General features: G+C 70.9%; 16 protein-coding genes. 14 read left to right on the forward strand and 2 right to left on the reverse strand.

Annotated elements, in window-relative coordinates; all coding sequences use genetic code 11:
• Nucleotides 1–26: 26 nt before the first annotated feature.
• Nucleotides 27–2,192, reverse strand: coding sequence for an ATP-binding protein (locus ACWDGI_RS15195; protein ID WP_450759071.1), 2,166 nt, complete (start codon nt 2,190–2,192; stop codon nt 27–29).
• A gap of 147 nt (nt 2,193–2,339) precedes the next feature.
• Here ACWDGI_RS15195 and ACWDGI_RS15200 point away from each other — a divergent pair, with 147 nt between their 5' ends.
• The 13 genes from ACWDGI_RS15200 to nusB all read left to right on the forward strand — a co-directional run bounded on the left by ACWDGI_RS15200 (nt 2,340) and on the right by nusB (nt 15,342).
• On the forward strand, nt 2,340–2,780 hold the full coding sequence (locus tag ACWDGI_RS15200) for a DUF948 domain-containing protein (protein WP_450759072.1): 441 nt from the start codon (nt 2,340–2,342) through the stop codon (nt 2,778–2,780).
• Between the two features lie 11 nt (nt 2,781–2,791).
• The gene (locus ACWDGI_RS15205) at nt 2,792–3,139 is read left to right on the forward strand and encodes a hypothetical protein (RefSeq protein ID WP_450759074.1); all 348 of its coding nucleotides are present in this window, start codon (nt 2,792–2,794) and stop codon (nt 3,137–3,139) included.
• Nucleotides 3,139–5,811, forward strand: a complete 2,673-nt coding sequence (gene alaS, locus ACWDGI_RS15210; RefSeq protein WP_450759076.1) for an alanine--tRNA ligase — start codon at nt 3,139–3,141, stop codon at nt 5,809–5,811. The genes ACWDGI_RS15205 and alaS overlap by 1 nt, the downstream gene beginning before the upstream one ends.
• A 14-nt stretch (nt 5,812–5,825) precedes the next feature.
• Nucleotides 5,826–6,290, forward strand: coding sequence for a Holliday junction resolvase RuvX (ruvX, locus tag ACWDGI_RS15215; RefSeq protein WP_450759078.1), 465 nt, complete (start codon nt 5,826–5,828; stop codon nt 6,288–6,290).
• 123 nt (nt 6,291–6,413) lie between these two features.
• Nucleotides 6,414–8,132 carry an endolytic transglycosylase MltG gene (gene mltG / locus ACWDGI_RS15220; RefSeq protein ID WP_450759080.1) on the forward strand — a complete coding sequence of 573 codons (1,719 nt, stop codon included), beginning with the start codon at nt 6,414–6,416 and terminating at the stop codon, nt 8,130–8,132.
• Nucleotides 8,113–8,952, forward strand: a complete 840-nt coding sequence (locus ACWDGI_RS15225) for a shikimate dehydrogenase (RefSeq protein ID WP_450759082.1) — start codon at nt 8,113–8,115, stop codon at nt 8,950–8,952. The genes mltG and ACWDGI_RS15225 overlap by 20 nt, the downstream gene beginning before the upstream one ends.
• Before the next feature lie 168 nt (nt 8,953–9,120).
• Complete coding sequence (gene aroC, locus ACWDGI_RS15230) at nt 9,121–10,305, forward strand: chorismate synthase (RefSeq protein ID WP_351707176.1); 1,185 nt, start codon at nt 9,121–9,123, stop codon at nt 10,303–10,305.
• A 32-nt stretch (nt 10,306–10,337) separates the two neighbouring features.
• Nucleotides 10,338–10,820 carry a shikimate kinase gene (locus ACWDGI_RS15235; RefSeq protein ID WP_450759312.1) on the forward strand — a complete coding sequence of 161 codons (483 nt, stop codon included), beginning with the start codon at nt 10,338–10,340 and terminating at the stop codon, nt 10,818–10,820.
• On the forward strand, nt 10,817–11,908 hold the full coding sequence (gene aroB, locus ACWDGI_RS15240; RefSeq protein ID WP_450759084.1) for a 3-dehydroquinate synthase: 1,092 nt from the start codon (nt 10,817–10,819) through the stop codon (nt 11,906–11,908). The genes ACWDGI_RS15235 and aroB overlap by 4 nt, the downstream gene beginning before the upstream one ends.
• Before the next feature lie 142 nt (nt 11,909–12,050).
• The gene (locus ACWDGI_RS15245; RefSeq protein WP_450759086.1) at nt 12,051–12,887 is read left to right on the forward strand and encodes a Pro-rich N-terminal domain-containing protein; all 837 of its coding nucleotides are present in this window, start codon (nt 12,051–12,053) and stop codon (nt 12,885–12,887) included.
• 303 nt (nt 12,888–13,190) lie between these two features.
• Nucleotides 13,191–14,297, forward strand: a complete 1,107-nt coding sequence (locus ACWDGI_RS15250; RefSeq protein ID WP_450759088.1) for an aminopeptidase P family protein — start codon at nt 13,191–13,193, stop codon at nt 14,295–14,297.
• Nucleotides 14,298–14,341: 44 nt separating this feature from the next.
• The gene (gene efp / locus ACWDGI_RS15255; protein WP_360497746.1) at nt 14,342–14,908 is read left to right on the forward strand and encodes an elongation factor P; all 567 of its coding nucleotides are present in this window, start codon (nt 14,342–14,344) and stop codon (nt 14,906–14,908) included.
• 2 nt (nt 14,909–14,910) lie between these two features.
• Nucleotides 14,911–15,342 (forward strand): transcription antitermination factor NusB, encoded by a 432-nt coding sequence (nusB, locus tag ACWDGI_RS15260; RefSeq protein ID WP_360497743.1) that lies wholly within the window; start codon nt 14,911–14,913, stop codon nt 15,340–15,342.
• A gap of 287 nt (nt 15,343–15,629) precedes the next feature.
• On the opposite strand, the gene bldD is transcribed toward nusB, so the two are convergent.
• A complete protein-coding gene (gene bldD, locus ACWDGI_RS15265) occupies nt 15,630–16,133 on the reverse strand; it encodes a transcriptional regulator BldD (RefSeq protein WP_020938842.1) in 504 nt (167 codons plus the stop codon).
• 254 nt (nt 16,134–16,387) lie between these two features.
• Between bldD and pyrR the strand changes: the two genes are divergently transcribed.
• Complete coding sequence (pyrR, locus tag ACWDGI_RS15270) at nt 16,388–16,963, forward strand: bifunctional pyr operon transcriptional regulator/uracil phosphoribosyltransferase PyrR (protein WP_450759090.1); 576 nt, start codon at nt 16,388–16,390, stop codon at nt 16,961–16,963.
• Nucleotides 16,964–16,973: the final 10 nt, after the last annotated feature.

The raw sequence follows: 16,973 nt of genomic DNA on the forward strand, positions 1-16,973 counted from the left end.
CCCAGCCCCGGCGCAGCACTCCAGCGTCAGCCCGTCGTCTCCCCGCCCTTGCGGGTGGGGGAGGTGGCGGGCTTTCGCATTGCGGCACCGTCCCCCCGCTGCCGTACCGGCCCGCGCGGCGACGGCAGCCCGTCCAGCGGCCGTACCCCGAAGTACTCCAGCGCCCGGGCCACCGCCGCCTCCCGGTCCAGCCGGGCCCCCTGCCGTACGCACTCCGCGTACCGCTCCTCGCCCAGCGCCCGCCGGGCCGTCGCCTCGCACAGCTCGTGCGGGGCGTTGTAGTGGGCCGAGCCGAACAGCGGCAGCCCCACCGACGGCCACATCCGCCCCGCCGCGCCCTGCAGTACGGCCGCCTCCGCCGGATCGCCCTCGGCCACCGTCACCAGGGCCAGCAGCTCGATCGACAGCACCGAACCCAGCAGATCGTGGAAGCCGTGCGCATGGCCGAGGCAGTCGGTCAGCAGCTCGCGGGCGCCCGCGTGGTCGCCGTCCCGCCAGGCCGCGTACGCCAGCACGTACAGCGCGTACGACCGGGCCCAGTGCTCGCCGTGGTCCTCGCACACCCGGCGCACGTCCTCGCACAGCCGTACCGCCTCCGGCAGATCGCCGAGGAACGCCCGGGTCATCGCCAGCTCGACCTGGCCCATCAGGACGTTGCTGTTGAGCTCGCCGATCTCCCGGTAGCGGCCGAGCGCCGAGCGCAGCAGCGTTTCCGCGCGGGCCATGTCATCGGTGACCAGGGCCAGACAGCCGGTGCGGTGCTCCGCGTACGCCACCGCCGTGGGGTCGGCGACCAGCTCGGCCTCCTCCCGGCACTCCTGGAGCGCGGCCAGCGCGGGCACCGCGTCGCCCTGCAGGATCGTCACGTAGCCGAGCACCCACAGCGCCTTCAGCCGGGACCGCGGGTACTCCGAGTCCAGCTCCAGACTGAGCTCCAGCCAGCGCCGCCCCTCCGAGAGCCGCCCGCAGCCCGCCCAGTAGAACCACAGCGACCCCGCCAGATACTGGCCCAGATGCGCCTCGTCCGGCTCGGTCAGACAGTGGTCCAGGGCGGCCCGCAGGTTCGGCAGCTCGGCCTCGACACGCGCGGCCACCTCGCCCTGCCGCGGCGAGAACCAGTCCAGTTCGCACCAGGTCGCCAGCCCCATGAACCAGTCGCGGTGCCGGCGCCGCAGCCGCCCCGCGTCCCCCGTCGCCGCCAGCCAGTCGGCGCCGTACGCCCGTACGGTGTCGAGCATCCGGTAGCGCACCCCCGTCGGGGTCTCCTCCCGGGACACCACCGACTGTGCGAGCAGCTCCGCCAGCACGTCCAGGACGTTCTCGGACGACAGCCCGTCCCCGCCGCACACGTACTCGGCGGCCTCCAGGTCGAAGGTCCCCGCGAACACCGACAGCCGCGCCCACAGCAACCGCTCGGCGGGGGTGCACAGTTCATGGCTCCAGCCGATCGCCGTACGCAGCGTCTGATGACGGGGCAGGCCGTCGCGCCCGCCGCCGGTCAGCAGCCGGAACCGGTCGTCGAGCCGTTCCAGGAGCTGCCCCGGCGACAGCGCCCGCAGCCGGCCCGCCGCCAGCTCGATCGCCAGCGGGATCCCGTCAAGGCGCCGGCACACCTCCCGTACCTCCGCACGGTCCCGGATCTCCAGCCCCTGCCGCCCGGCGCGCTCGGTGAACAGTTCCACCGCCTCCTCCTCGCCGAGCGGTGCCAGCGACAACAGCCGCTCGCCGGCCACGCCCAGCGGCCGCCGCCCCGCCGCCAGCACGGTCAGGTCGGGCAGCCGCCGCAGCAACTCGGCCACCAGGTCCGCGCACCCGTCGACCAGGTGCTCGCACCCGTCGAGCAGCAGCAGGCAGCGGCGGCCGGCCAGGTGCGCCAGGAGCGTCTCGCGCGGCAGCCGGGTGGTGTGGTCGGTCAGACCCAGCGCCTCCACGACCGCGTACTCCACGAACTCGGGATCGCGCACCGCGGCCAGCTCCACCCGCCACACACCGTCCCGGGGCGCCGCCGCGGCGGCCGCCCGGGCCGCCAGCCGGGACTTGCCGACCCCGCCGACCCCGGTCACCGTCACCAGCCGGCCGGACTCCAGGGCCCGGGCCAGCTCGCCGAGTTCGGCCGAGCGGCCCACGAACGCGGTCAGTTCCAGGGGCAGATTGCCGTCCGCCGAAGAGCCGGGGCGCTGAGGACCTCGCATGGGACACGGAGCGTACTTAACCGTATTCAGTCCGTACAATCGATTCCCGGAACTCAGCCGCTCGCACGCGGTAATCCGGTACGGAGCCCGACGCCCCGCGCGATAGGCTCAGTGCTCAGTTGACTTTCGCGGAAGAGCGGGAAGCAGGTGCGCGCAGTGTCCGGTGGAGAGGTGGCCGGGATCCTGGTGGCCGTCTTCTGGGCGATCCTGGTCTCCTTCCTCGCGGTGGCTCTCGTGAGGCTGGCCCAGACGCTCAGGGCGACCACCAAACTCGTGGCGGACGTGACCGACCAGGCCGTCCCGCTGCTCGCCGACGCCTCCGCGGCCGTACGCTCCGCGCAGACCCAGATCGACCGGGTCGACGCGATCGCCTCCGACGTCCAGGAGGTCACCTCCAACGCCTCCGCGCTGTCGACCACCGTCGCCTCCACCTTCGGCGGCCCGCTGGTCAAGGTCGCGGCGTTCGGCTACGGCGTGCGCCGGGCACTGACCGGCCGCAAGGCGGACGTGCCCGCCCGGGAGGCCAGGCGTACCGTGATCGTGGGCCGGACCGTGCCCGCCGCACGGCGGAAGAACCGGGGAAAGTAGGAGCCAGGCAGATGTTCCGCCGTACGTTCTGGTTCACCACCGGTGTCGCCGCCGGTGTCTGGGCCACCACCAAGGTCAACCGCAAGCTCAGGCAGCTGACCCCCGAGAGTCTCGCCGCCACCGCCGCGAACAAGGCGCTGGAGACCGGCCACCGGATCAAGGACCGGGCGATCGGCTTCGCGCTCGACGTCCGCGAGAACATGGCTCAGCGGGAGGAGGAGCTGGGAGACGCGCTGGGCATCAACGCGGACCCCGAACTCCCCGCACCCCGGCGGCTCACCGCCATCGAGAACAACCGCAGCAACCCGAAGTACATCGAGAACACGACGTACTCGTACGACCGGAATGAGGACCACTGATGGAGTCGGCAGAGATCCGCCGCCGCTGGCTGAGCTTCTACGAGGAGCGCGGTCACACCGTCGTCCCTTCGGCGTCGCTCATCGCGGACGACCCGACTCTGCTCCTCGTCCCGGCCGGCATGGTGCCCTTCAAGCCCTACTTCCTCGGCGAGGTCAAGCCGCCGTGGGCGCGCGCCACCAGCGTGCAGAAGTGCGTGCGCACCCCCGACATCGAAGAGGTCGGCAAGACCACCCGGCACGGCACCTTCTTCCAGATGTGCGGCAACTTCTCGTTCGGCGACTACTTCAAGGAAGGCGCCATCAAGTACGCCTGGGAGCTGCTCACCACGCCCCAGGACAAGGGCGGTTACGGCCTGGAGCCGGACCGGCTCTGGATCACCGTCTACAAGGACGACGACGAGGCCGAGCGCATCTGGCAGGACGTCGTCGGCGTGCCGAAGGAGCGCATCCAGCGCCTCGGCATGAAGGACAACTACTGGTCCATGGGCGTCCCCGGACCCTGCGGCCCCTGTTCCGAGATCAACTACGACCGCGGCCCCGAGTTCGGCGTCGAGGGCGGCCCGGCCGTCAACGACGAGCGCTACGTGGAGATCTGGAACCTGGTCTTCATGCAGTACGAGCGCGGCGAGGGCATCGGCAAGGACAACTTCGAGATCCTCGGCGAACTGCCCAGCAAGAACATCGACACGGGCCTCGGCCTGGAGCGTCTCGCCATGATTCTGCAGGGTGTGCAGAACATGTACGAGATCGACACCTCGATGGCGGTCATCGAGAAGGCCACCGAGCTGACCGGCGTGGCCTACGGCGACGCCCACGGCTCGGACGTCTCGCTGCGCGTGGTCACCGACCACATGCGGACGTCGGTCATGCTCATCGGCGACGGCGTCACCCCCGGCAACGAGGGCCGCGGCTACGTGCTGCGCCGCATCATGCGCCGCGCCATCCGCAACATGCGGCTGCTCGGCGCCACCGGCCCGGTCGTCCTCGACCTGATCGACACCGTGATCCGGATGATGGGGCAGCAGTACCCGGAGCTGGTCACCGACCGCGAGCGCATCGAGAAGGTCGCCGTCGCCGAGGAGAACGCCTTCCTCAAGACGCTGAAGGCCGGCACCAACATCCTCGACACCGCCGTCACCGAGACCAAGGAGTCCGGCGGCACGGTCCTCGCCGGCGACAAGGCCTTCCTGCTCCACGACACCTGGGGCTTCCCGATCGACCTCACCCTCGAAATGGCCGCCGAGCAGGGCCTCGCGGTGGACGAGGACGGCTTCCGCCGCCTGATGAAGGAGCAGCGGGACCGCGCCAAGGCCGACGCCCAGGCCAAGAAGACCGGGCACGCCGGTGCCGGCGCCTACCGCGAGATCGCCGACAAGACCGGCGAGACCGACTTCATCGGCTACTCCGACACCGAGGGCGAGACCACGATCGTCGGCATCCTGGTCGACGGCGTCTCCTCGCCGGCCGCCACCGAGGGCGACGAGGTCGAGATCGTCCTGGACCGCACCCCGTTCTACGCCGAGGGCGGCGGTCAGATCGGCGACACCGGCCGGATCAAGGTCGACTCCGGTGCCGTCGTCGAGATCCGCGACACCCAGAAGCCGGTCCCGGGCGTCTACGTCCACAAGGGCGTCGTCCAGTTCGGCGAGGTGACGGTCGGCGCCAAGGCCCACGCCTCGATCGACCAGCGCCGCCGCACCGCCATCGCCCGTGCCCACTCGGCCACCCACCTCACCCACCAGGCGCTGCGCGACGCCCTCGGCCCGACGGCCGCCCAGGCCGGTTCGGAGAACCAGCCCGGCCGCTTCCGCTTCGACTTCGGCTCGCCGTCCGCCGTTCCGACGGCCGTGATGACCGACGTCGAGCAGAAGATCAACGAGGTGCTCGCCCGCGACCTGGACGTGCGCGCCGACATCATGGGCATCGACGAGGCCAAGAAGCAGGGCGCCATCGCCGAGTTCGGCGAGAAGTACGGCGAGCGGGTCCGCGTGGTGACCATCGGCGACTTCTCCAAGGAGCTGTGCGGCGGCACCCACGTGCACAACACCGCCCAGCTGGGCCTGGTGAAGCTGCTCGGCGAGTCGTCGATCGGCTCGGGTGTCCGCCGTATCGAAGCCCTCGTCGGCGTCGACGCCTACAACTTCCTGGCCCGTGAGCACACGGTCGTCGCCCAGCTCCAGGAGCTGATCAAGGGCCGTCCGGAGGAGCTTCCGGAGAAGGTCTCCACCATGCTCGGCAAGCTGAAGGACGCCGAGAAGGAGATCGAGAAGTTCCGCGCCGAGAAGGTGCTGCAGGCCGCCGCCGGTCTCGTCGAGTCCGCCAAGGACGTCCGCGGGATCGCCGTCGTCACCGGCCAGGTCCCGGACGGCACCACCCCGGACGACCTGCGCAAGCTGGTCCTCGACGTGCGCGGCCGCATCCAGGGCGGACGCGCCGCCGTGGTCGCCCTGTTCACGGTCAACAACGGCAAGCCGCTCACGGTCATCGCCACCAACGACGCCGCCCGCGACCGCGGCCTCAAGGCCGGTGACCTGGTCCGCACCGCGGCCAAGACGCTCGGCGGCGGTGGCGGCGGCAAGCCGGACGTCGCCCAGGGCGGCGGCCAGAACCCGGCCGCCGTGGGCGAGGCCATCGACGCCGTCGAGCGTCTCGTGGCCGAGACCGCCAAGTAAGAAACGGTAAGAAGATGCGCAGAGGGCGTCGGCTCGCCGTCGACGTCGGGGACGCCCGGATCGGGGTCGCCTCGTGCGACCCCGACGGGATCCTGGCCACCCCCGTCGAGACCGTCCCCGGCCGGGACATCCCGGCCGCCCACCGCCGGCTGCGGCAACTGGTCGAGGAGTACGAACCGATCGAGGTCATCGTCGGACTCCCGCGCTCTCTCAAGGGAGGAGAGGGCCCGGCCGCCGTCAAGGTCCGGGCCTTCGCCCAGGAGCTGGCCAAGGGCATCGGGCCGGTGCCGGTCCGGCTGGTCGACGAGCGGATGACGACCGTGACGGCCAGTCAGGGACTGCGGGCCTCGGGGGTGAAGTCCAAGAAGGGCCGCTCGGTCATCGACCAGGCGGCCGCGGTGATCATCCTCCAGCAGGCGCTGGAATCCGAACGGGTGTCAGGTAAACCACCCGGCGAGGGCGTCGAAGTAGTCATCTGATCGCGATACGGTAACGTTCCGCGCGATGCGATGGTTTTCGAACAGCCACCGCACAGCAAGAGGCGGAACGGTCAATCGGCCCACCAGCCGCGTGACGCGCCGCCTCGCGGCTCTAGGGGATCGATGACTGAGTATGGCCGGGGCCCAGGCTCCGAACCGTGGCATCCGGAGGACCCGTTGTACGGGGACGACGGATGGGGAGGACAGCAGGCCCACGTGGGTCAGCAGTCCCCCTACGGCGGCCAGCCGCAGCACTACCCGCAGCAGTCGCAGCAGCAGTACGGCGACTGGAGCCAGCACCCCCAGGGCGGGTACGACCAGCACCACGGCCAGCAGCAGTACGCGTACTACGACGAGCAGGGTCAGCTTCGGTACGCCGACGGGCAGGGTCAGCAGCAGTACGACCAGCAGTACGTCGGCCATGCCCAGCAGCAGTACCACCAGGGCGGCTGGGACGCGACCGGCACCCACGGCCAGGTGCCCTACGCCGCCGATCCGGGCGACCCCTACGGCCAGCAGCCGGTGGCGTACGGCGGGGAGCAGCCCGACTTCTACGGCACCGAGGACGCCTATCCGCCGCCGGAGCCGCCCGGCCGCAGGCGCCCGGAGCCGGAGCCGCAGCCGGAGCCCGCCGTCGAGGAGGAAGAAGAGCAGCACCCCTTCTTCACGGGTGCGGACGACGGTGACGACGAGGATGACGACGACCCGAAAGGGCGCCGCGGTGGTGGCCGCGGCAAGGAGGCGAAGGGCGGCAAGGGGGCCAAGAAACGCCGCAACGGCTGCGCCTGTCTGGTGGTCTGCCTGGTGTTCGGCGGCGGTGCGGCCACGGTCGGCTATTACGGCTGGCACTTCTACCAAAATCGTTTCGGCGCGGCCCCGGACTACGCGGGCGGCGGCAACGGTTCGGTGACTGTCGAGATCCCGAAGGGCGCGGGTGGCTATGACATCGGCCGGCGTCTGAAGGAGGCCGACGTCGTCAAGAGCGTCGACGCGTTCGTGGCCGCCCAGTCGCAGAACCCGGACGGAAAAACGATTCAGGCAGGCGCCTATCTCCTGAAGAAGGAGATGTCCGCCGCGAGCGCCGTGCAGCTGATGCTCGACCCGAAGAGCAAGGCCAATGTGGTGGTCACCCCGGGCGAGCGCGCGACGGCCGTCTACGTGGACCTCGACAAAAAGCTCGGCCTTTCCTCGGGCACCACCAGGAAGGTCGCGAAGGCCGAATACAAGAGCCTTGGTCTGCCGAGCTACGCGAACACCAACAGCAAGATCATGGACCCGCTGGAGGGCTTCCTCTTCCCGGGTACCTATCCCGCGGCCAAGGGCATGAAGCCCGACGCGATCCTGAAGCAGATGGTCGCCGCGGCCAAGGAGGAATACGCCACCTACGACCTCGCGGCGCAGGCCAAGAAGTACGACCTGGACAACCCGCTGCAGCTCATCACGGTCGCGAGCCTCGTCCAGGCGGAGGGCAAGACGCACGACGACTTCCGCAAGATGGCGGAAGTGATCTACAACCGTCTTGAGCCCACGAACACCGAGACGAACCGGTTGCTCCAATTCGACTCGACCTTCAACTACCTGAAGGGCACGAGCAACATCCACATCAGCGAGTCGGAGATCAACAGCAACCGGAACCCGTACAACACCTACACCCAGAAGGGCCTCCCGCCGGGTCCGATCGGCAACCCCGGCGACGAAGCGCTGAAGGCGGCACTGAATCCGACCGACGAGGGCTGGATGTATTTCGTGGCGACCGACGGCGTAAACAACACCGAATTCGCCAAGACCAATGCCGAATTCGAAAAGCTCAAGGAAAAGTTCAATGCCAACTCGGGCCACTGACGCCCGTCGGGCCGCCGTGCTCGGTAAGCCCATCGCACACTCGCTCTCGCCGGTGCTGCACCGGGCCGCGTACGACGAACTCGGGCTCACCGGGTGGTCGTACGAGCGCTTCGAGGTCGACGAGACCCGGCTGCCCGGCTTCCTCGGGCAGTTGGGGCCGGAGTGGGCGGGGCTGTCGCTGACCATGCCGCTGAAGCGGGCGGTCATCCCGCTGGTCGACGAGATCAGTGAGACGGCCGCCTCGGTCGACGCGGTCAACACGGTCGTCTTCACGGAGGACGGCCGGCGGCTCGGGGACAACACCGACATCCCGGGCATGGTCGCCGCGTTGCGTGAGCACGGCATCGAACAGGTCGACTCCGCCGCGATCCTCGGCGCGGGAGCCACCGCCTCCTCGGCGCTGGCCGCGCTCGCCCGGATCTGCACCGGCGAGGTCGTCACCTACGTCCGCAGCGAGGAGCGCGCCGCCGAGATGCGGCACTGGGGCGAGCGGCTCGACGTCGAGGTCCGCACCGCCGACTGGGCCGACGCCGAACAGGCCCTGCACGCCCCCCTGGTCATCGCCACCACCCCGGCCGGCACCACCGACGCCCTCGCCGCCGCCGTTCCCGAGCGCCCCACCACCCTCTTCGACGTCCTCTACCACCCCTGGCCCACGGCGCTGGCCGCACGCTGGTCCATGTTCGGGGGAGCCGTGGTGGGCGGCCTGGACCTCCTGGTGCACCAGGCCGTGCTCCAGGTCGAACAGATGACCGGCCGCGCCCCGGCGCCGCTGGACGCGATGCGCCGGGCCGGGGAGAAGGCGCTCGCCGAGCGCTGACCCGGTCCACCTCCGCGTCCGTCTGCTGGACCGGCGACCGGGTTCACCGCCCGGACGTGGGAGGATCGGAGACGGCGGACCGGGGCCGCGCACCCGGTCGGGCCGTCGCCGTACGCGAGGACGCGCGTACGCAGGGCAGTACCGGGGCGCGAGCACTGAGGAGCATCGTTGAGCAGGCTGCGTTGGCTGACCGCGGGGGAGTCCCACGGTCCCGCACTTGTCGCGACGCTGGAGGGCCTTCCCGCCGGCGTGCCGATCACGACCGAGATGGTCGCGGACCATCTGGCGCGGCGGCGGCTCGGTTACGGACGCGGTGCGCGCATGAAGTTCGAGCAGGACCAGGTCACGTTCCTGGGTGGTGTGCGGCACGGTCTGACGCTCGGTTCCCCGGTCGCGATCATGGTGGGCAACACCGAGTGGCCGAAGTGGGAGCAGGTGATGGCGGCCGATCCGGTCGACCCGGAGATCCTGGCGGGGCTCGCCCGCAATGCTCCGCTGACCCGTCCCCGTCCTGGTCACGCCGATCTGGCCGGTATGCAGAAGTACGGCTTCGACGAGGCCCGGCCGATCCTGGAGCGTGCCTCCGCGCGGGAGACGGCGGCCCGGGTGGCGCTGGGCGCGGTGGCCCGGTCGTACCTGAAGGAGACGGCCGGCATCGAGATCGTCTCGCACGTGGTCGAGCTGTGCTCCGTGAAGGCCCCCAAGGGTGTGTACCCCACCCCGGCCGACGTCGAGAAGCTGGACGCGGATCCGCTGCGGTGTCTGGACGCGGACGCGTCGAAGGCGATGGTCGCGGAGGTCGACCAGGCCCACAAGGACGGCGACACTCTCGGTGGTGTGGTGGAGGTGCTGGCCTACGGCGTGCCGGTCGGCCTGGGCTCGCACGTGCACTGGGACCGCAAGCTGGACGCCCGCCTCGCGGGGGCGTTGATGGGCATCCAGGCGATCAAGGGTGTCGAGATCGGTGACGGTTTCGAGCTGGCGCGGGTGCCGGGCTCGCAGGCGCATGACGAGATCGTCGGCACGGACGAGGGCATCCGGCGCGTCTCCGGCCACGCCGGCGGCACCGAGGGCGGCCTGTCCACGGGTGAGCTGCTGCGGGTGCGGGCGGCGATGAAGCCGATCGCGACGGTGCCGCGCGCCCTGCGGACCGTGGACGTGGCCACCGGCGAGGCCACCCAGGCCCACCACCAGCGCTCCGACGTCTCCGCCGTGCCGGCGGCCGGCATCGTCGCCGAGGCGATGGTCGCGCTCGTCCTCGCGGACGCGGTCGCCGAGAAGTTCGGCGGTGACTCGGTGCCCGAGACCCGCCGCAACGTCCGGTCGTACCTCGAGAACCTGGCGATCCGGTGAGCGGCGCACCGCTGGTGGTGCTGGTCGGACCGATGGGCGTGGGCAAGTCCACGGTCGGGGAACTGCTCGCCGGGCGGCTCGGCGTCGGCTACCGCGACACCGACGAGGACATCGTCACCGCCGAGGGCCGTGCCATCGCCGACATCTTCGTGGCGGAGGGCGAGGCCGTCTTCCGTGAGATGGAGAAGCGGGCGGTGCGGGTGGCGCTGGCCGAGCACGAGGGCGTCCTCGCGCTCGGCGGGGGCGCGATCCTCGACGCGGACACGCGTGCGCTGCTGGCCGGCCGGCGGGTGGTCTACCTCTCGATGGACGTCGAGGAGGCCGTGAAGCGCACCGGCCTGAACGCGGCCCGGCCGCTGCTCGCCATCAACCCCCGCAAGCAGTGGCGGGAGCTGATGGAGGCACGCCGGCACCTGTACGAGGAGGTCGCCTCGGCCGTCGTCGCGACCGACGGGCGTACGCCCGAAGAGGTCACCCAAGCAGCGCTGGACGCACTGGAGTTGAAGGAAGCATGAGCGAGGCAGTCACCCGGATCCAGGTGGGCGGCACGGCGGGCACCGAGCCGTACGAGGTCCTGGTGGGCCGTCAACTGCTCGGTGAGCTGGGCGGGTTGATCGGTGAGAGGGTCAAGCGGGTCGCGGTGATCCACCCCGAGGCGCTCGCCGAGACCGGAGACGCGCTCCGCGCCGACCTGGCCGGGCAGGGCTACGAGGTCGTCGCCATCCAGGTGCCCAACGCGGAGGAGGCCAAGACCGCCGAGGTCGCCGCCTACTGCTGGAAGGCGCTCGGCCAGTCCGGGTTCACCCGCTCCGACGTCATCGTCGGCGTGGGCGGCGGGGCGACGACGGACCTGGCCGGTTTCGTGGCCGCCACCTGGCTGCGCGGAGTCCGCTGGATCGCCGTCCCGACCACCGTCCTCGCCATGGTCGACGCGGCCGTCGGCGGCAAGACCGGCATCAACACCGCCGAGGGCAAGAACCTGGTCGGCGCCTTCCACCCGCCCGCCGGTGTGCTGTGCGACCTGGCCGCGCTGGACTCCCTCCCGGTCAACGACTACGTGTCCGGGCTCGCCGAGGTCATCAAGGCCGGCTTCATCGCCGACCCGGCGATCCTGGAGCTCATCGAGTCCGACCCCGAGGCCGCGCGCACCCCGGCCGGCCCGCACACGGCCGAGCTGATCGAGCGCTCCATCCGGGTCAAGGCCGAGGTCGTCTCCTCCGACCTCAGGGAGTCGGGCCTGCGGGAGATCCTCAACTACGGCCACACGCTCGGCCATGCCATCGAGAAGAACGAACGCTACAAGTGGCGGCACGGTGCCGCGGTCGCCGTCGGCATGCACTTCGCCGCCGAACTCGGCCGGCTGGCCGGACGCCTGGACGACGCGACGGCCGACCGCCACCGCGCGATCCTCGAATCGGTGGGCCTGCCGCTGCACTACCGCTACGACCAGTGGCCCAAGCTGGTCGAGACGATGAAGGTCGACAAGAAGTCCCGCGGCGACCTGCTGCGGTTCATCGTCCTCGACGGCCTCGCCAAGCCCACCGTCCTGGAGGGCCCGGACCCGGCCGTGCTGCTCGCCGCCTACGGCGAGGTCGGGCAGTAAGTCCGCAGCTGTTCCTTCCGCCCGATTCGCCGCCTGGCTCGGGCACTTCGTACCGCCCCCGGCCGTTTCACCAAACGACGACCGGGGGCGGTACCGTTCGGTAACGAGCGCAGCCGCACATGACGAGACGGAGTGGCACCGGATGCAGCACGCAGTGGGATCTCCGCTGCCGCCGCCCCATCAGCCGGGGCAGGGACCGACCGGCTGGCCGCCGGCCGCACACCATCCGGGAGCGCCGCAGGGCCCCGCGCCCGTGCCGCCGCCACCGGCCGCGCCCCCGCAGCCGTCGGTTCCGCCGCCGCCGACCCTGCCCTCGGCCCCGCCGCCCCCCGACGCCACGGGCCATGTCCCGCTGCCGCCGGGCGCCCCGGTGGGCATCCCCACCGCACCCCCGGCCGCGACCACCGCGCCCGACCCGACCAGCACCACCCTGGCCGTCCTGCTCATCGGCCCGGCGGGCGCGGGCAAGACCAGCGTGGCCAAGTACTGGGCCGACCACCGCAGGGTCCCCACGGCCCACATCAGCCTCGACGACGTCCGCGAATGGGTCCGCTCCGGCTTCGCCGACCCCCAGTCCGGCTGGAACGACAACTCCGAGGCCCAGTACCGCCTGGCCCGCCGCACCTGCGGCTTCGCCGCGCGCAACTTCCTGGCCAACGGCATCTCGTGCATCCTCGACGACGCGGTCTTCCCGGACCGCCCGGTCGTCGGCCTCGGCGGCTGGAAGCGGCATGTCGGCCCCGGCCTCCTCCCGGTCGTCCTCCTCCCCGGCCTCGACATCGTCCTGGAGCGCAACGCCGAACGCACCGGCAACCGCCGCCTCACCGACGAGGAGGTGGCCCGCATCCACGGCCGCATGGCGGGCTGGTACGGCTCGGGCCTCCCGATCATCGACAACTCCCAGCTGGACGTACCCAGCACGGCCCGCGTACTGGACGAGGTCCTGGCGAGGGCGATAGCGAGCCCCCCGAGCTGGTAGAAGGCGGCCCGGGCGCCGCATCGATCTGCGGGCTCCACCGGGAGCACGCGAACGCCCCACCGGTCCGCAGCCGAAGGACGACCGGTCACTTGAGGGGCGCGGGGGGCGCCGCATCGATCTACGGCTCCACCGGGTGGACGCGAACGCCCCACCGGTCCGCAGCCGAAGGACGACCGGTCACTTGAGGGGCGCGGGGAACTGCGCAAAGAAGTCCCACGGACCCGCACCCCACAATGGCGCCCCGCCACCCCACTCGGCCCCCCTCAACCGGCACAAACCGCCCGCGACTCCTACGCTCGACTCATGTCAGACGTGTACGCGACCCGCCGAACCAGGCTGAGGGAACGATGCAACGCGGCCGGCTGCCAGTCCGCCCTCGTCTCGCGCCCGGCCAACGTGAGATACCTCGCCGGCGCCGCCCCCGCCGGCTCCGTCCTGCTGCTCGGCCGACGCGAGGACCTCCTCGTCAGCCCCGGCCCGCAGGACGACCGCCCCATCGAGGCCCGCCCCGACGACGCCCTCCGGCAGCACCTCCTCGAAGGACCCGGCGGTGACCCCGCCGTGGCCGCCGCCGACTTCGCCGCCGCCCAGGACGCCGACGCCCTCGCCGTCGAGGAGCACCACCTCACGGTGACCCGGCACCGCGCCCTCTCCTCGGTCGCCCCGAGCCTGCGCCTCACCGACCTCGGCAGCGCCGTCGAGCAGCTCCGGGTCGTGAAGGACGAGGAGGAGATCTCGTACCTCCGGATCGGCGCCGAGATCGCCGACCAGGCCCTCGGCGAGCTGCTGGAGTCGATCCTCGTCGGCCGCACCGAACGGCACCTCGCGCTGGAACTGGAGCGCCGCCTGGTCGACCACGGCGCCGACGGCCCGGCCTTCCCCACCTCCGTGGCGACCGGACCGAACTCGGGCCGCCGCGGTCACCGCCCCACCGACCGGCGGGTCGAGGAGGGTGACTTCCTCTCCGTCTGCCTCGGCGCCACCTACCGCGGCTACCGCTGCGAGATCGGCCGGACCTTCGTCATCGGCACCTCGCCCGCCGACTGGCAGATCGAGCTCTACGACCTCGTCTTCGCCGCTCAGCGGGCCGGCCGCGAGGGTCTCGTACCGGGAGCCGCCTACCGCGACGTGGACCGCGCCGCACGCCACGTGCTGGACTCCGCGGGCTACGCCGAGGGGCTGCAGCCCCTCACGGGACACGGTGTCGGACTCGAAATCGACGAGGACCCGCAGCTCGCCCCGTCGTCCATGGGTAAACTGGACGCTTGCGTGCCGGTCACCGTCGAACCGGGGGTTCACCTCCCGGGCCGGGGCGGTGTCCGGATCGATGACACGCTCGTCGTACGCCCTGAGGCGGACGGCGGACCCGAGCTACTCACCATCACGACCAAGGAGCTGCTCGCGCTGTAGCGCGTGACCCGGGGTCGTACGTCAGTCCAGGAGATTCCGCAACCGTGGCTTCCACGAACGACCTCAAGAACGGCCTGGTGCTCAAGCTCGAAGGCGGCCAGCTCTGGTCCGTCGTCGAGTTCCAGCACGTCAAGCCCGGCAAGGGCCCGGCCTTCGTGCGCACCAAGCTGAAGAACGTGCTGTCCGGCAAGGTGGTCGACAAGACCTTCAACGCCGGCGTCAAGGTCGAGACGGCCAACGTCGACAAGCGCGACATGCAGTTCTCGTACATGGACGGCGACTACTTCGTCTTCATGGACATGGACACGTACGACCAGCTGCACATCGACCGCAAGACCGTCGGTGACGTCGCGAACTTCCTGATCGAGGGCTTCGAGGCCATGGTCGCGCAGAACGAGGGCCAGGTGCTCTATGTCGAGCTGCCGGCCGCCGTCGAGCTGACCATCGCCGAGACCGAGCCGGGCGTCCAGGGCGACCGCTCCACCGGCGGCACCAAGCCCGCCAAGCTGGAGACCGGCTACGAGATCCAGGTCCCGCTCTTCATCACCTCCGGTGAGAAGATCAAGGTCGACACCCGCACGGGCGACTACCTCGGCCGGGTGAACAGCTAACCGTGGCTGCCCGCAACACGGCCCGCAAGCGCGCCTTCCAGATCCTCTTCGAGGGCGACCAGCGCGGGGCCGACGTCCTGACCGTTCTCGCGGACTGGATCAGGCTCTCCCGGGACGACACCCGGCAGCCGCCGGTGAGCGAATACACGATGCAGCTGGTCGAGGGCTACGCCGAGCACGAGCGGCGGATCGACGAGCTGATCGCCCAGTACGCGGTCGGCTGGACGCTCGACCGGATGCCGGTCGTCGACCGCAACATCCTGCGCCTCGGGGCGTACGAGCTGATCTGGGTCGACGAGACGCCGGACGCGGTCGTCCTCGACGAGATGGTTCAGCTGGCGAAGGAGTTCTCGACGGACGAGTCGCCGTCGTTCGTCAACGGACTGCTGGGGCGGCTGAAGGAGCTGAAGCCGTCGCTGCGCCGGGAGGCGTGAGCCGACAAACGCCGGAGGGCCTGCAGCGTGCGCCTGCTGCGGGCCCTCCGGCGTTCGTGTGCCCAATGGGGTGGGTGGTGCGGTTGTAGGGCGGCTGCGGGCCGTGTGTGGCTTGTTGCGCCCATGCGGCGGAGCCGTATATCGATACAGCCCCGCGCCCCTGGGTACGTCCTGGTTCCGCGCCGGGAAGCTCGTGCCTCTGATCGCAAAAAGGAACCGCCGAGCCGACCGGAACCATCGGGTTCCGGTCAGTCCGGCGGCACGTTTCTGCTAAGGCGTTGTGGGGGTCAGGCGTCCTCGTGGGTGGCGACCGCGCGGCGCGCGTCCGCGTCCAGGACGCCCCAGCTGATCAGCTGCTCGGTGAGGACCGAGGGGGACTGGTCGTAGATGACGGCCAGTGTGCGCAGGTCGTCCTGGCGGATCGACAGCACCTTGCCGTTGTAGTCACCGCGCTGGGACTGGATCGTCGCCGCGTAGCGCTGCAGCGGGCCCGCCTTCTCGGCCGGCACGGTGGCCAGCCGCTCCAGGTCCAGGACCAGCTTCGGCGGGGGCTCGGCGGCGCCGCCAGGGGTGGTGCCCGGCAGCAGCTCCTGCACCGGAACCCCGTAGAAATCCGCCAACTCGGCAAGGCGCTGCACGGTCACGGCACGGTCGCCGCGCTCGTACGAACCGACCACCACGGCCTTCCAGCGACCCTGGGACTTCTCCTCGACACCGTGGAGGGAAAGGCCCTGCTGGGTGCGGATGGCCCGGAGCTTGGCCCCGAGCTGTTTGGCGTATTCGCTGGACATATAGCTCCCCGGACACTGTGTCGACGCGGCCGGCCTTTGGTTCCCGCCGCGCGGCTGGTAACTCACTGTGAGGTTACGCAGCGTTACTCTCTCGCGTCAAGCCGAATGGTCCGCACCGACTCTTCCGCGGTGGCGATGGCCGATTACGCCAAGGGGGTGATCGGGGGCCTCTCCGGCACCTGATAGCGTGGATGGCGCAAATCCGACGTCCTTTAAGGTCCGTCCCGTGAGGCGGAGAAGGGGGTCCGTTTCGTATGGACAAGCAGGTAAAGCCCGACCTTCCGGCATCCGATGCCCGGCCCGTGCTCGAAGGGCCCGACATCGCGCGGGTACTGACCCGCATCGCCCACGAGATCGTCGAGCGCGCCAAGGGCGCCGACGACGTGGTGCTCCTCGGCATTCCGACCCGCGGTGTCTTCCTCGCCCGGCGGCTCGCCGCCAAGCTGGAGGAGATCACCGACCGCAAGATGCCCGTCGGTTCGCTCGACATCACGATGTACCGCGACGACCTGCGCATGCACCCGCCGCGTGCGCTGGCCCGCACCGAGATCCCCGGTGACGGCATCGACGGCAGACTGGTCGTCCTCGTCGACGACGTGCTGTTCTCCGGCCGCACCATCCGCGCCGCCCTCGACGCCCTGAACGACATCGGGCGCCCGCGCGCGGTCCAGCTCGCGGTCCTCGTCGACCGCGGCCACCGCGAACTGCCCATCCGCGCCGACTACGTCGGCAAGAACCTCCCCACGTCGCTGCGGGAGACGGTCAAGGTCCTGCTCACCGAGGAGGACGGTCGCGACACCGTGCTGCTCGGTGTGAAGCCGACCCCGTAGCAAGCCCAGG

It is taken from the genome of Streptomyces sp. NPDC001220, assembly GCF_053597895.1.